This is a genomic window from Comamonas sp. GCA5 (assembly GCF_036541385.1).
GTDB classification, from domain to species: domain Bacteria; phylum Pseudomonadota; class Gammaproteobacteria; order Burkholderiales; family Burkholderiaceae_C; genus Comamonas; species Comamonas aquatica.
Genome location: NZ_JAZHFR010000091.1, coordinates 1 through 13,257 on the forward strand (window position 1 = coordinate 1; position 13,257 = coordinate 13,257).

At 69.4% G+C, this 13,257-nt stretch carries 17 protein-coding genes and 2 pseudogenes; 9 read left to right on the forward strand and 10 right to left on the reverse strand.

Annotated features, from left to right (window positions below; all coding sequences use genetic code 11):
* Nucleotides 1-93 (forward strand): integrase core domain-containing protein, encoded by a 93-nt coding sequence (locus SJH88_RS16255; RefSeq protein ID WP_274754630.1) that lies wholly within the window; start codon nt 1-3, stop codon nt 91-93.
* Between the two features lie 127 nt (nt 94-220).
* Here SJH88_RS16255 and SJH88_RS16260 read toward each other — a convergent pair whose 3' ends face one another.
* From SJH88_RS16260 to SJH88_RS16300, 8 genes and pseudogenes are all read right to left on the reverse strand, one after another.
* Entirely contained in the window at nt 221-715 is a 495-nt protein-coding gene (locus tag SJH88_RS16260) for a GlcG/HbpS family heme-binding protein (RefSeq protein WP_274755091.1), read from the reverse strand.
* Between the two features lie 128 nt (nt 716-843).
* Nucleotides 844-1,494 (reverse strand): response regulator transcription factor, encoded by a 651-nt coding sequence (locus SJH88_RS16265; protein ID WP_274755092.1) that lies wholly within the window; start codon nt 1,492-1,494, stop codon nt 844-846.
* Nucleotides 1,481-2,977 carry a sensor histidine kinase gene (locus SJH88_RS16270; protein ID WP_274755093.1) on the reverse strand — a complete coding sequence of 499 codons (1,497 nt, stop codon included), beginning with the start codon at nt 2,975-2,977 and terminating at the stop codon, nt 1,481-1,483. Before SJH88_RS16270 ends, SJH88_RS16265 begins: the two co-directional genes overlap by 14 nt.
* A 49-nt stretch (nt 2,978-3,026) precedes the next feature.
* Nucleotides 3,027-3,806: a sulfite exporter TauE/SafE family protein gene (locus SJH88_RS16275; protein WP_042414518.1), complete on the reverse strand. Its 780-nt coding sequence runs from the start codon at nt 3,804-3,806 to the stop codon at nt 3,027-3,029.
* Between the two features lie 153 nt (nt 3,807-3,959).
* Nucleotides 3,960-4,268: a hypothetical protein gene (locus tag SJH88_RS16280; protein WP_210930107.1), complete on the reverse strand. Its 309-nt coding sequence runs from the start codon at nt 4,266-4,268 to the stop codon at nt 3,960-3,962.
* Nucleotides 4,265-5,467: an MFS transporter gene (locus SJH88_RS16285; protein ID WP_274755094.1), complete on the reverse strand. Its 1,203-nt coding sequence runs from the start codon at nt 5,465-5,467 to the stop codon at nt 4,265-4,267. The genes SJH88_RS16280 and SJH88_RS16285 overlap by 4 nt, the downstream gene beginning before the upstream one ends.
* 34 nt (nt 5,468-5,501) lie before the next feature.
* Nucleotides 5,502-5,861: a carboxymuconolactone decarboxylase family protein gene (locus SJH88_RS16290; RefSeq protein WP_042414509.1), complete on the reverse strand. Its 360-nt coding sequence runs from the start codon at nt 5,859-5,861 to the stop codon at nt 5,502-5,504.
* A gap of 39 nt (nt 5,862-5,900) precedes the next feature.
* Nucleotides 5,901-6,805: pseudogene (locus SJH88_RS16300) on the reverse strand (MBL fold metallo-hydrolase).
* Nucleotides 6,806-7,029: 224 nt separating this feature from the next.
* Here SJH88_RS16300 and SJH88_RS16305 point away from each other — a divergent pair.
* The 5 genes from SJH88_RS16305 (at nt 7,030) to SJH88_RS16325 (ending at nt 9,241) form a co-directional block, all read left to right on the forward strand.
* A complete protein-coding gene (locus tag SJH88_RS16305) occupies nt 7,030-7,227 on the forward strand; it encodes a YgaP family membrane protein (RefSeq protein ID WP_042414634.1) in 198 nt (65 codons plus the stop codon).
* Between the two features lie 105 nt (nt 7,228-7,332).
* Nucleotides 7,333-7,680: an ArsR/SmtB family transcription factor gene (locus tag SJH88_RS16310; RefSeq protein WP_042414502.1), complete on the forward strand. Its 348-nt coding sequence runs from the start codon at nt 7,333-7,335 to the stop codon at nt 7,678-7,680.
* Nucleotides 7,677-8,123 carry a YeeE/YedE family protein gene (locus SJH88_RS16315; protein WP_274755095.1) on the forward strand — a complete coding sequence of 149 codons (447 nt, stop codon included), beginning with the start codon at nt 7,677-7,679 and terminating at the stop codon, nt 8,121-8,123. The genes SJH88_RS16310 and SJH88_RS16315 overlap by 4 nt, the downstream gene beginning before the upstream one ends.
* Before the next feature lie 3 nt (nt 8,124-8,126).
* Nucleotides 8,127-8,546 carry a YeeE/YedE family protein gene (locus SJH88_RS16320; RefSeq protein WP_043385363.1) on the forward strand — a complete coding sequence of 140 codons (420 nt, stop codon included), beginning with the start codon at nt 8,127-8,129 and terminating at the stop codon, nt 8,544-8,546.
* 98 nt (nt 8,547-8,644) lie between these two features.
* Complete coding sequence (locus SJH88_RS16325; protein ID WP_043385366.1) at nt 8,645-9,241, forward strand: DUF599 family protein; 597 nt, start codon at nt 8,645-8,647, stop codon at nt 9,239-9,241.
* Nucleotides 9,242-9,333: 92 nt separating this feature from the next.
* Here SJH88_RS16325 and ybeY read toward each other — a convergent pair whose 3' ends face one another.
* Together ybeY and SJH88_RS16335 are read right to left on the reverse strand one after the other, a co-directional pair.
* On the reverse strand, nt 9,334-9,795 hold the full coding sequence (ybeY, locus tag SJH88_RS16330) for an rRNA maturation RNase YbeY (RefSeq protein WP_042414493.1): 462 nt from the start codon (nt 9,793-9,795) through the stop codon (nt 9,334-9,336).
* Between the two features lie 54 nt (nt 9,796-9,849).
* On the reverse strand, nt 9,850-10,794 hold the full coding sequence (locus tag SJH88_RS16335; RefSeq protein ID WP_274755096.1) for a PhoH family protein: 945 nt from the start codon (nt 10,792-10,794) through the stop codon (nt 9,850-9,852).
* Nucleotides 10,795-10,845: 51 nt separating this feature from the next.
* Here SJH88_RS16335 and ruvA point away from each other — a divergent pair, with 51 nt between their 5' ends.
* From ruvA to SJH88_RS16350, 3 genes and pseudogenes are all read left to right on the forward strand, one after another.
* Complete coding sequence (gene ruvA, locus SJH88_RS16340) at nt 10,846-11,424, forward strand: Holliday junction branch migration protein RuvA (RefSeq protein ID WP_043385372.1); 579 nt, start codon at nt 10,846-10,848, stop codon at nt 11,422-11,424.
* Nucleotides 11,425-11,430: 6 nt separating this feature from the next.
* Complete coding sequence (ruvB, locus tag SJH88_RS16345) at nt 11,431-12,567, forward strand: Holliday junction branch migration DNA helicase RuvB (protein WP_274755097.1); 1,137 nt, start codon at nt 11,431-11,433, stop codon at nt 12,565-12,567.
* 51 nt (nt 12,568-12,618) lie between these two features.
* Nucleotides 12,619-13,257: pseudogene (locus SJH88_RS16350) on the forward strand (efflux RND transporter periplasmic adaptor subunit); the annotation flags it as partial.

Here is a 13,257-nt window from a genome sequence, read left to right on the forward strand (position 1 = left end):
ATCGCAGATTGGATCGGCTTTTATAACCACCGGCGCCCTCATCAGGCGCTGGGCATGAAGACCCCCGCTGAGGCTTATGCTTTAGCAGCCTGACCTGTGCAGAAACCGCTGGGTCAATACATCCAACGCAGATACAGCAAGCGCCAGCCACTCTGCTTTTCAGAGTGCTGGCGCTGTACGGGCCACGGACCGGTGTCCGTGGCGCGGAGGTGGGCTGGAATTACTTCAGCAGGTCCTGCACCTGGCCCAGGGCGGTCTGTGCGCACTGGTCATCCAGGTGGCCGCCAGGCGCACCGCCGATGCCCACGGCACCGATGACTTCGTTGCCGACCTTGACGGGCAGGCCACCGCCCAGCAGCAGGTAGCCGGGAATGTTCACCAGGTTGGCGGCGCCGGGGTTCTTCTGGGCGCCTTCCATGATGGCCAGGGTGCTGTTCTTGGCCGAGGCGGCGGTGTAGGCCTTCAGGCGGCTGGCTTCCAGGGTGTGGGGGCCGGCGTTGTCGGCCCGCTGCACGGCGCGCACGGTGCCGGCGCGGTCGACCACGGTGGCGGTCACGGCGTAGCCGTTGGCGGCGCAGGCAGCGACGCTGCGCGCGGCGATCTGGTTGGCCAGTTCCAGCGACATGTTCTTTTCGGTGCGGACGGCCTGGGCCTGGGCGGCAGTGCCCAGCAGGCACAGGGCGATGGCGATGGCGGGGGTGGCGATGCGGGACATGGTGGTGCTTTCTACAGAGGGTTCGGGGGCGCAGGCCGGTTGCAGCGCCTGGGAAGTACTGTAGAGAGAGCGCGCGCGGCGCACCATGCGGGCGGCTACGCGCGCGATTGCGTAGAACTACGGAGGGCTCAGGCCGCGGGGGCGGCGCCGCGGTCGTCGGCCAGTGTGGCGTAGCGGCGGATCAGCCAGGCCAGCGAGGGCGCTTCCAGCTTGCTGAACAGGTTGGCGCGGTGGGTTTCCACGGTGCGCGGCGACAGGTCCAGCGCGCGGCCGATTTCCTTGTTGGTCAGGCCCTGCACGATCAGGGCCAGCACTTCGCGCTCGCGCGGTGAGAGTTGGGCGTAGCGCTGCTGGGCGTCGCGGTCGGCCTGGGTCTGGGCGCGCAGGCGCACATGCTGGCGCACGGCGGCCTGCAGGGTCTCCAGCAGGACTTCGTCGTCCACGGGCTTTTCCAGGAACTCGGTGGCCCCGTTCTTGAAGGCGCGGCGGCACATGTCCACCGTGCCGTGGCCGGTGAGGATGAGGATGGGCTGGTCCACGCCCTGTTCCATCAGCTGGCCCAGCAGCGTCAGGCCGCCGACGCCGGGCATGCGCACGTCGAGCACGATGGCGCCGATGGCCTGGCGGTCGAACTGGGCAGCGAAGGCCAGCGGGTCGGCCCAGGTTTGCACGCGCAGGCCGACGGTGCCGATCAGCAGCGACAGGCTGTCGCGCACGGCCTGGTCGTCGTCCACCAGGTGGATCAGGGGGGATTGCTGCAGGGGGTCAGGGCTGGGCATGCTCGGTGGGGAGGGGCAGGGTCAGTTCAAAGCAGGCGCCGCGCAGCGCCGGCCGCTCAATGAGGCGCAGGTGGCCGCCCAGGGATTCGGCCAGGCTTTCGCTGAGCGTCAGCCCCAGACCCAGGCCCTGGCTGCGCGTGGTGGCAAAGGGGGTGAACAGCCGGTCGCGCACCTCGGGGGCGATGCCGGGGCCGTTGTCCTGCACGCGCAGCTGCACCCAGTCGCCGGTGCGCGTCTGCGTGATCTCCAGTCGCCGCTCGGCGGGGGGCAGGGCCTCCATGGCCTGCAGGGCGTTGAGCAGCAGGTTGTGCAGGATCTGCTGCAGCGCGATCGGGTCGCTGTGCAGCGGCGGCAGCGGCGCGGGCACGGTCTGCAGTACCTGCACCTGGCGCTGGCGCAGCTCGGGCTCCAGCAGGTGCAGGGCGTCGTTGACCAGCGCCTGCAGCGCCACGGCCTGGGCCGCCGCCACGGTGTCAGGGCGTTCCACCAGCCGGCGCAGGCGGCCCACCACGGCGGAGGCGCGCTTGGCCTGTTCGGCGGCCTGGCCCATGGCCTGGCGCGCGGCGTCCACATCGGGTTCGCGGTCGTCCAGCAGGCGGCGGGCGGCCTGGCTGCTGGAGAGGATGGCCGTCAGCGGCTGGTTCAGCTCGTGCGCCAGGCCGGCGGCCAGTTCGCCCAGGGTGTTCAGGCGGGCCACATGGCCGTGCTGCAGCAGTTGCTCCGCGCGCAGGCGCGCCGTGCGCTGCTGCCAGGCGGCGCGCAGGCCGGCCAGCCCCAGGGCGCAGACCAGGGCCCAGGCCAGCATGGGCCCCCACGGCAGCAGGCGGGGGTGCAGCTTGTAGCGTTCGTGCAGGTCCAGCACCTGGCTGGGCGAGGCCAGGGTCTTGGTCTGCGTCCAGGCCCAGCCGGGGGCATCGGCCTCGGGGGCGCCGGGCTGCAGCAGCAATTGCGTGTCGCCCTGCGTCAGCCAGATGCGGACCGGGCTGTGGCTGGGCGGGTAGGGCCATTCCTCGGTGGGCACGGCGGCGCGCAGGTCCAGCGCCAGGGCATAGCTGGCCGGCTGGCCGGCCTGTACGACAAACAGCGTGCCGGCGGCCAGCCGGCTGGCGTCCATGTGGGCGTGGCCGCTGCGGCGCGACTGCTGCTCCAGCGCGTCCAGGGTGGACGGCCAGTGCGCGGGCCAGGGCTGGTCGGCACGGCGCTGGGCAATGCCCAGGATCTGTGGGTACAGGCGTGCCAGGTCGCTGGCGGTGGCGTTTGCACCGGCGTCGGGTGACAGCTGGGGCTGCAGCAGGGCCAGCGTGGCCAGGATGGCATCGTGCTGCACCAGCTGCTGGCTCAGCAGCCGGTGGGCGATGCGGGCATTGGTCTGGAAGCCCTCGTTCAGCGCCTGCAGGCGCTGCTGCGCCAGCCAGCCGGCGCCCCCGCCGGCGGCGATGATCCAGGCCAGCAGCCATCCCAACCAGGGTGTCGTCCAGTGCATGGCGCGGATTGTGGCATTCCTGGCGGCGCTGGCGGGTCAGCGCCGGGCTTCAGCCCTTGGCGAAGAACAGCCCGGCCATCACTAGGCCGGTGGCCACGATGCCCCAGCGCAGCACCGGCGCCGGAATCTTGCGGGCCACCCGTGCGCCGCCATAGCCGCCGGCGGTGGCGGCGACCATCATCACCAGGGCCTGCGGCCATTCGACGATGCCGCCCGCGGCGTAAATGCCCACGGCAATCGCGGTCAGCAGGGCCGAGACCAGGTTCTTCATGCCGTTCATGGCGTTCAGCTGGGTCTGGCCCAGCAGGCTGAACAGCGCCAGGCACAGGATGCCCAGGCCGCCGTTGAAGTAGCCGCCGTAGACGGCCACGGCCAGCATGCCCAGCGTAGCCTTGGTGGTGCTGGCGGGGGCGTCGGGGTGGGTGCTGCGCGAGGCCCAGGCGCGGATCTGCGGGCCGAAGGCGAACAGGGCGGTGGCGCCCAGCAGCAACCAGGGCACGACCTTGCGGAAGGTGGCGTCGGGGGTGACCAGCAGCAGGGCCGCACCGCCGGCACCGCCGATCAGCGCCAGGGCGATGGATTTGCCCAGGGTCAGCCCGGGGGGCGCGGCCATGTCTTCGCGGAAGCCCCAGGCGCTGGCCGCGTAGCCGGGCAGCAGGGCCACGGTGCCGGTGGCATTCGCCACCACGGGCGGCACGCCGGTGAAGACCAGGGCCGGCAGGGTCAGAAAGCTGCCTCCGCCAGCGACGGCGTTGAGGGCGCCAGCCACAAAGGCGGCCGCCAGCAGCAGGGCGATGTGGGCCCAGGGGCCAATGCCCAGAATGTCCATGCGTGTCTCCCGAATGTTGTTGTGATGGGCGCGCGTGCACCGTGCTGGTGCAGCCATGGAGCGATCTTAGTGGCTGGCCCGGGCCGCCGGCATGCGCAAAACGCAAAGCACCTTGGACCTGCGCCCGCCTAGTGCGCCGGGGGGCGTGGCGCCTCAGGCGCGGATGTAGGTCCAGCCTTCGGTCTGCAAGCGTGCCAGGGCCAGGATGGCGGGGCCGTCCAGCACCTGCAGGGGCGCGCGGGCCGGGCGTTGCAGCTGTGCCAGGGAATTGGGGCACAGCCAGGTCAGGGCGTCGGCATGTTCGTGCGGGGTGTCCAGCGCCGCGGCCACGGCCGCCGCGTTGGCGATGATGCGCACCGCGCAGTGGGGATCGCCCTTGCGGGCGTTGACGGCGTTCATGCGGGCGCGCTGCAGGCCTTCGGCGTCGGGGGCGTGCAGCAGGATCTGGAGGGTGGTGGTCATACGGCGGTGGTGGTGGCGGCGCGTTGGCGCCAGGCTTGGGCGGCCAGCATCAGCAGCACGCCTGCCACCAGGGGCAGCATGCCGGCATTGATGGCGTCCCAGCCCGCAGTGTGCAGCAAACGGCCCGAGCCGAACGAGGCCAGGGCCACGGTGCCGAACACCAGCAAGTCGTTCAGCGCCTGGACCTTGGCGCGCTCGGCCGGGCGGTAGCTTTCGGTCAGCAGCGCGGTGGCGCCGATGAAGCTGAAGTTCCAGCCCACGCCCAGCAGGATCAGCGCGCCCCAGAAGTGCAGCAGCTCCAGCCCCATCAGGGCGATCACGCCAGAGGCACCCGTCAGCAGCAGGCCCAGCGCCGTGACCGGCAGCTTGCCCCAGCGTGCCATCAGGCGGCCGGTGACAAAGCTGGGGGCGAACATGGCCAGCACATGCCACTGCACGCCCAGGGCGGCCTCGCCCACGCTGAAGCCGCAGCCCACCATGGCCATGGGGGTGGCGGTCATCAGAAACGCCATCAGCCCGTAGCTGACCACGCCGGCCGTGCAGGCCACGATGAACTGCGGGGTGCGCACGATGGCCCCCAGCGGCCGCGCCGGACCGCTGACGCTGGCCGGGGTGGGCGGGGGCAGGCGCAGGGCCAGCAGCAGGGGCAGGGCCAGCAGCGCCAGGGCCGCCTGGCCGTAGAAGCTGCCGGCAAACGGTGTCATGGGCAGGGCGTCACGCGTCCAGATCACCAACTGCGGGCCGATGACGGCGGCAATCAGCCCGCCGAGCATCACGCGCGAGATGGCGCGCGCCTGCAGCCCCGGATCACCCACCGCATCGATGGCCGCAAAGCGGTAGCTTTGCACGCAGGCGGCGTAGAAACCGGCCAGGGCCGTGCCCAGGCAGAACAGCACAAAGTCCTGCTGGGCAATGCCCTGCGCGGCGATCAGGCCCGACAGCACGCCCAGCACCGCCCCCAGCACATAGGCCGGCCGGCGGCCATGGCGCTGCATGACCCAGGCGGCCGGCAGCGTCGACAGCGCCAGGCCCAGCTGGTAGAGGCTGACCGGCAGCGTGGCGGCTGTGGGGTCGGCGGACAGCTGCTGCCCCACCAGCCCACCGAGCGAGATGATGATCGGGGGCGAGGCGCCCCCCAGGGACTGGGCAGCGAACAGCAGGTGCAGCGCACGCGGGCTGGCGGGGGCAGGTGCGGACATGGCAGGCAGGCGAAGAGGGGCAAACGGGCGCGGGTCAGGCCTGCAGGGTGGTTGCGGTCAGCTTGTCCCAGGCGTCCAGGGTTTCGGCAGCGTACATCAGTGCCGGGCCGCCGCCCATGTAAACGGCGATGCCCAGCATCTCTTCCAGTTCCTGGCGGGTGGCGCCCAGTTTCTGCAGCGCCTTGGTGTGAAAGCCGATGCAGCCCGAGCAGCGCTGCGTCACGCCGATGGCCAGGGCGATCAGTTCCTTGTGCTTGGCGCTGATGGCGCCTTCGGCCATGGAGGCCTGGGCCAGTTGGGCAAAGGCCTGCATGGTGCCGCTCTGGGACTGGCGGAAGGGGCGCAGGGCGTTGTTGATGTCGCGGGTCAGGTGCTGGTGGTCAAAGCTGCTCATGCAGGTCTCCTCGGTGGATGAAAGAAAAGGCGGCGGCACTCAGTCGGCGCGGGCCGGCTGCCAGACGCCGTCGGGCGCGGGCTGGTACAGCGCAAAGGCATTGATCGGCACCTGCATGTAGGTGCGACCGTCCTCGGCCGCGGGCGGCAGCTTGCCGGCGCGCAGGTTGACCTGTACGGACGGCAGGATCAGCGTGGGCATGGCCAGCGTGGCATCGCGGGCGGTGCGCATGGCGACGAAATCGGCCTCGGTGATACCGTCGCGCACGTGGATGCTGCGCGCCTTCTGGTCGGCCACGGTGCAGGCCCAGGCCGGGACACGGCCCTGGGGCGGGTAGTCGTGGCAGACGAACAGGCGTGTGGCGGGTGGCAGGGCCAGCAGGCGCTGGATGGAGTGGTACAGCTGCGCGGCATTGCCACCCGGAAAGTCGCGCGCGCCGTGCCCACGTCGGGCAGGAACAGGGTGTCGCCGACGAAGACCGCGTCCTCGACCTGGTAGGCCATGTCGGCCGGTGTGTGGCCGGGCACGTGCAGGGCCGTGACCGTCAGGCCACCGACCTGGAAGCGCTCGCCGTCGGCCAGCAGGCGGTCGAACTGGCTGCCGTCGGGCAGGAAGCCGCGCTCGAAGTGGAAGATGCTGCGGAACATCTGCTGCACCGTGCGGATGTGCGTGCCGATGGCGATCTGCCCGCCCAGGTGGTGGCGGATGTGCTGCGCGCCCGAGAGGTGGTCGGCATGGGCGTGGGTTTCCAGGATCCACTGCACCTGCCAGCCATGGGCGCGCACGTAGTCGATGATGCGGTCGGACGAGGCGCTGGTCAGCGTGCCGGATTTGGGCTCGAAATCCAGCACCGGGTCGATCACCGCGACCTGGCCGCTGGCGGTGTCGGCCAGCACATAGCTCACTGTGCCGGTGACGTCGTCGTAGAAGGGTTCGATGTGCATGGTGTGTCCTTTCAGGCGCCTATGCGGGGAAACCGTGGGGATGCTGCGGTGGGCTGCATCAATTTACTTTTTAATATAATATATAAAAACAGATTGTGACGCACGCCTTTCTCTTTCTGGATGGCGAGGACTGGCAGGGCCAGCCCGGCGTGTCGTGACCACGGGCTGGCGCATGGGGCGCCGGCCGGATCTGGACAGTGTGGATCAACTGCAAGGAGAAGACCATGAAAGCAAATGTTGGCGGCATCGACCGCGTCCTGCGCATCCTGGTGGGGCTGGTGCTGATCGCCCTGGCCGCCACCGGCACGGTGGGCTGGTGGGGCTGGCTGGGCGTGGTACCGCTGGCCACCGGGCTGCTGCGCTTTTGCCCGCTGTACCCGCTGCTGGGCATCAGCAGCTGCCCGCTGTCGTCGCGCAAGTAAGGCGCCGCGGCCGGACCGGGGGGCTTGGCCTTGTCGGGGGCAGCGCTTTGCGTTTTCCCCTAAGGTCAGGGCCCTGCCTTTTCGCCACCCACCGCATTTGTTGCCATGACCCAGCCATCTTCGACCGACACCCGTGCTGACACCCTGGACCTGGATGCCCTGCGCGCCCATGCGGACGAGGCCGTGGCCATGCTCAAGGTGCTGGGCAACCAGGACCGGCTGATGCTGTTGTGCCAGCTGACGCTGCAGGAGCGCACGGTGGGCGAGCTGGAGCAGCTCACCGGCATTCAGCAGCCCACGCTGTCGCAACAGCTGGGCGTGCTGCGGCGCGAAGGCCTGGTGACGACGCGCCGCGAAGGCAAATTCATCTGGTACCAGCTGGCCGATGCACGCGCCCTGCAACTAATGCAGGTGGTGCACCAGCTGTTTTGTAAGCAAGGAGAACCTGCATGAACATTGCATGGGACCTGTTCACGCCCGGGGCCGCGCTGGCCGGCGGGCTGTTGATCGGCGCGGCTGCCGCGCTGATGGTGGTGTTGCTGGGCCGCATTGCGGGCATCAGCGGCATCGTGGGCCAACTGCTGCAGGCTGGCACCTGGCGCAGCACGCCCCAATCGGGCTGGCGCCTGGCCTTTGTGGTCGGCCTGCTGGCGGCGCCCCTGCTGTGGCAGGGCTTTGCGCCGCTGCCGGCGATGGAGATGCCGGGCAACCCGCTGGTCATCATCGCCGCCGGTTTGCTGGTGGGCTTTGGCACCCGCCTGGGCTCGGGCTGCACCAGTGGCCACGGGGTCTGCGGGATTTCGCGTCTGTCGCTGCGTTCGCTGTCGGCGACGGCGGTGTTCATCGCCACCGGCGTGGCCACGGTGTTCGTGGTGCGCCATGTGCTGGGGGGCTGAACCATGATCGCATTCGTGGCATTGTTGGCAGGCTTGGTGTTCGGCCTGGGCCTGATCCTGTCGGGCATGGGCAACCCGGCCAAGGTCCTGAATTTTCTGGATGTCTTCGGCACCTGGGACCCGTCGCTGGCCCTGGTCATGGCGGGCGCGATTGCGGTTGCCATCTTTGCCTTCACCTGGGCCAAGCGGCGCAAGACCTCGCTGCTGGGCGAGCCCATGCAGCTGCCCACGGCCACGGCCCTGGACGGCAAGCTGCTGACCGGTGCGGCGCTGTTCGGCATCGGCTGGGGGCTGGCCGGTTTTTGCCCCGGTCCGGCGCTGATGAACCTGAGCACCGGCCATGGCGAGGTCTGGCTGTTCGTCGCCGCCATGCTGGTGGGCATGCTGGCGCAGCACGCCTGGGCGAAGCGGGGTGCGTCTTAAAAAACCAGAGCGGCCCGCGCAGGTAGTGATTGGGCTGCAGGCCTTTTCCCTGTGCAGAGGTCCGGTCTGGCACGGGATGGACGATGGAGTGAGCAGCCATGTATGAATACATCTGGCCCATGTGGGTCACCCTGGGACTGGCGCTGGCCTACTTTGCCAAGCAGTGGCTGCGCCCGGCGCGCGCCACGCGCATGCACGACCAGCTGCGCCAGGACTGGCTGCAGGCCATCTCGGACAGCAAGGGCACGGAAGTGCTGGGCGTGCAGACCATCCGCAACTCCCTGATGTCCTGCACCATGACCGCCACCACGGCCACGCTGGCGCTGATGGGCGGGGTCTCGCTGCTGCACAGCAGCTGGGCCGAGGCGGCGACCAACGGCCGTGCCGAGGTGCTGCAGCTGCACACCCTGGCGGTGCTGGTGCTGCTGGGCCTGTCCTTCATCAGCTCCATGCTGGCGGCGCGCCAGTGGCACCACGCCGGCTTTGTCGCTGGCATGCCCACGGACAGCCCGCTGCGCGCGCAGTGGCTGCCCCTGGGCCAGACCAGCCTGCGCCGTGCCGGGCATTTCTATGCGCTGGCGGTGCGCCTGCTGATGTGGTGCGTGCCGATGGTGCTGGTGGGCCTGCAGCCCTGGCTGGGACTGGTCAGCGCCGTGCTGCTGCTGCTGGTGCTGGCCACGGGCATCGACCGCTGAAGCCCCAAGCCCCTGGGGCCACAAAAAAGGACGCCACAGGGCGTCCTTTTTGCATGGGGGCTGCGTTGCGCGGGTGCCCGCGCGGGCGGGCCTCAGTCCTTGGCGTAGGGATCGGCATAGCCCAGCTCGGCCAGGATGTCGGTCTCGTAGGCCTCCATCTCGTCGGCGTCTTCTTCGCTGGTCTCGTGGTCCCAGCCCTGGGCGTGCAGGGTGCCGTGCACCAGCATGTGGGCGTAGTGCTCTTCCAGCGACTTGTTCTGCTCCTGGGCCTCGCGCTCGATCACCGGGCCGCAGATCACCAGGTCGGCCATCACCGTGGGGGCCTGCTGGTAGTCGAAGGTCAGCACATTGGTGGCGTAGTCCTTCTTGCGGAACTGTGCGTTCAGCTGGCGGCCTTCGTCCTCGCCGACGATGCGCACGGCCATCTCCGCGTCCACGGCCAGGGCGTGCTTGATCCACTTGGTGACGCGCGCGCGGGTCAGCAGGGCGCGGTGCGCGGCCAGGTTGTCGAACTGGCCGAATTGCAGGGAGAGGGACAGGTTGTTGAGTGCCATTTGGGGCTCTAGCGGTTGCTGGCCAAGTGCGGACAGCTATGAATTTCGAAGGTTTCAGCCGCGGCTGCGCGCACTGCCGGCATCGTAGGCGTCCACGATGCGTGCCACCAGCGGGTGGCGCACCACGTCGGCGCTGGTGAAGCGGTTGATGGCAATGCCCTTGACGCGCTTGAGCACGCGCTCGGCATCGATCAGGCCGCTCATCGCGCCCTTGGGCAGGTCGATCTGGCTGACGTCGCCGGTGACCACGGCCTTGGCGCCAAAGCCGATGCGGGTCAGGAACATCTTCATCTGCTCGGGCGTGGTGTTTTGCGCCTCGTCCAGGATGACGAAGGCGTTGTTCAGCGTGCGACCGCGCATGAAGGCCAGCGGGGCGATCTCCAGCACGTTGCGCTCGAAGGCCTTTTGCACCTTCTCGTAGCCCATCAGGTCGTACAGCGCGTCGTACAGTGGGCGCAGATAGGGGTCGACCTTCTGCGTCAGGTCACCGGGCAGGAAGCCCAGGCGCTCGCCGGCCTCCACGGCCGGGCGGGTCAGCACGATGCGCTGCACGGCGCTGCGCTCCAGCGCGTCCACAGCACAGGCCACGGCCAGGTAGGTCTTGCCGGTGCCGGCGGGGCCGATACCGAAGGTGATGTCGTGCTCGGCAATGTTCTGCAGGTACAGCGCCTGGTTGGGCGTGCGCGCGCGCAGGTCGGCGCGGCGCGTGGTCAGCTGCACGGCGGTGGCGTCGGGCTCCAGCATCTCGGCATCGCCGGCCAGCATCAGCTGCAGCGTGTCCTCGGGGATGGCGTGGTCGGCCATTTCATACAGCGCCTGCAGCAGCTCCAGCGCCTGCTGGGCCTTGGCCTTGGGACCATCGACCTTGAACTGCTCGTGGCGGTGGGCAATCTTGACCTGCAGGCCGGTTTCGATGGTGCGCAGGTGGGCGTCGGCCGGGCCACACAGGTGGGTCAGGCGCAGGTTGTTGTGCGGTGTGAAGGTGTGGCGCAAGATCACGCTGATAATTCCCTGGAGGAAGGCCGCACCGGGCGGCAACAAAGGATCGCAATGATAGGCAAATTGACAGGTTCCCTGCTGGAGAAGAACCCGCCCCAAGTCCTGGTGGACTGCCATGGCGTGGGTTACGAGGTGCAGGTGCCCATGAGCACGTTCTACAACCTGCCCGCACTGGGGGAGCCGGTCAGTCTGCTGACGCACTTTATCGTGCGCGAGGATGCGCAGCTGCTGTATGGGTTTGCGACCGCACAGGAGCGTCAGACATTCCGCGAGCTGATCAAGGTCAGCGGCATCGGTCCGCGCATGGCCCTGTCCCTGCTGTCGGGCATGACCATCGAGGACCTGGTGCAGGCCATCGCCCTGCAGGAAGTGGGGCGGCTGGTGAAGGTGCCGGGCATCGGCAAGAAGACTGCCGAGCGCCTGCTGCTGGAGCTCAAGGGCAAGCTGGGCGATGCCGTGGTGGGCACGGCCGCAGCGCAGGTCAAAAACGATGCCCAGTCCGACATCCTGCAGGCGCTGCTGGCGCTGGGCTATTCGGACAAGGAAGCGGCCGCCAGCCTCAAAGCCCTGCCCGCCGATGTGGGCGTGAGCGAGGGCATCAAGCTGGCCCTCAAGGCCTTGGCAAAGTAAGCCGCCATGAGCATCCACACCGAAGATTTTGGCGACTTCGAGGCCGCGCCGGCGCGCAAGCCGCGCGCCAAGGCCGCGCCCCAGGCGCCGCGCCCGGACGAACCGGGCCAGCCCGCCGTGCGCAGCAGCGCCATCTCACCCGCGCCGGTCAACAAGCACGAAGAAGTGCTGGAGCGCGCCCTGCGCCCCAAGCTGTTGCAGGAATACGTGGGCCAGGAAAAGGCGCGCGAGCAGCTGGAAATCTTCATCGGTGCGGCGCGCAAGCGCGGCGAGGCGCTGGACCACGTGCTGCTGTTCGGCCCGCCCGGCCTGGGCAAGACCACGCTGTCCCACATCATTGCCGCCGAGCTGGGCGTGAACCTGCGCCAGACCAGCGGCCCGGTGCTGGAAAAGCCCAAGGACCTGGCGGCGCTGCTGACCAACCTCGAGGCCAACGATGTGCTGTTCATCGACGAGATCCACCGCCTCAGCCCCGTGGTCGAGGAAATCCTCTACCCCGCGCTGGAGGACTACCAGATCGACATCATGATCGGTGAGGGGCCGGCCGCGCGCTCCATCAAGCTGGACCTGCAGCCCTTCACCCTGGTCGGGGCCACCACGCGCGCCGGCATGCTGACCAACCCGCTGCGCGACCGCTTCGGCATCGTGGCGCGGCTGGAGTTCTACAACGCCGAGGAACTGGCGCGCATCGTCACGCGCAGCGCCGGCCTGCTGGGCGCACCCATCGATGCGGCGGGCGCGCAGGAAATCGCCAACCGCTCGCGCGGTACGCCGCGCATCGCCAACCGCCTGCTGCGCCGCGTGCGCGACTATGCCGAGGTCAAGGGCGACGGCACCATCACCCAGGACATGGCGCGCAAGGCCCTGTCCATGCTGGACGTGGACCCGCGCGGCTTCGACGTGATGGACCGCAAGCTGCTCGAAGCCGTGGTGCACCGCTTTGACGGCGGCCCGGTGGGCGTGGACAACATCGCGGCCAGCATTGGCGAGGACGCGGGCACGATCGAGGATGTGATCGAGCCCTACCTGATCCAGCAGGGCTATCTGCAACGCACGCCGCGTGGGCGCATCGCCACCAAGGCCGCCTACCAGCACCTGGGGCTGGTGGCACCGCAGGCGGCCGGCAGCCTGTTCAACGAATAAGGCCGTAACCGGGGCCGGCCGTACCGGCACCCGGGACCAGGGGAACGCACTGTGAGTCCACACGCATCTGAAACTACCCACTCGGCACCCGCCCGCCGCCCGCGCCGCTGGTGGTGGCTGGCCGGCGCCGCCGTGCTGCTGCTGGCTGCCGTCTGGTGCGTGCAGCGCTGGCGCGGGCCGCAGGTGCCCGCCGTGCAGGTGCAGGCCCAGGCGCTGGTGCGCAGCCTGCAGTTTTCGGCCCGGGTGGAAACCCGCTCGCGCGTGGGTGTGGGCAGCACCATCGTCGGCCGTGTCGAGCGCGTGGCCGTGCAGGAAGGCGACCAGGTGCAGGCCGGCCAGTTGCTGGTGCAGCTGGAGCCCACCGAGCTGCAGGCCAGCGTGCAGCAGGCCCAGGCCAGCCTGGCCCAGGCGCGTGCCCAGCTGGCCAATGTGCGCACCAATGGGCGCATCGGCAAGCAGTCGCAGGTGGCCCAGGCCCAGGCGACGCTGCAGCAGGCCCAGGCCGATTGGTCGCGCAACCAGCAACTGGTGCAGCAAGGTTTTCTGAGCCAGGCCAGCCTGGACGAAAAACGCAAGGCCCTGGGCGTGGCCCAGGCGCAGTTGCAGGCCGCCCAGGCCCAGGCCCAGGCGGCGGCCGAGGGCGGGGCCGAACTGCAGGCCGCCGAGGCCCAGGTGCAGCAGGCGCAGTCG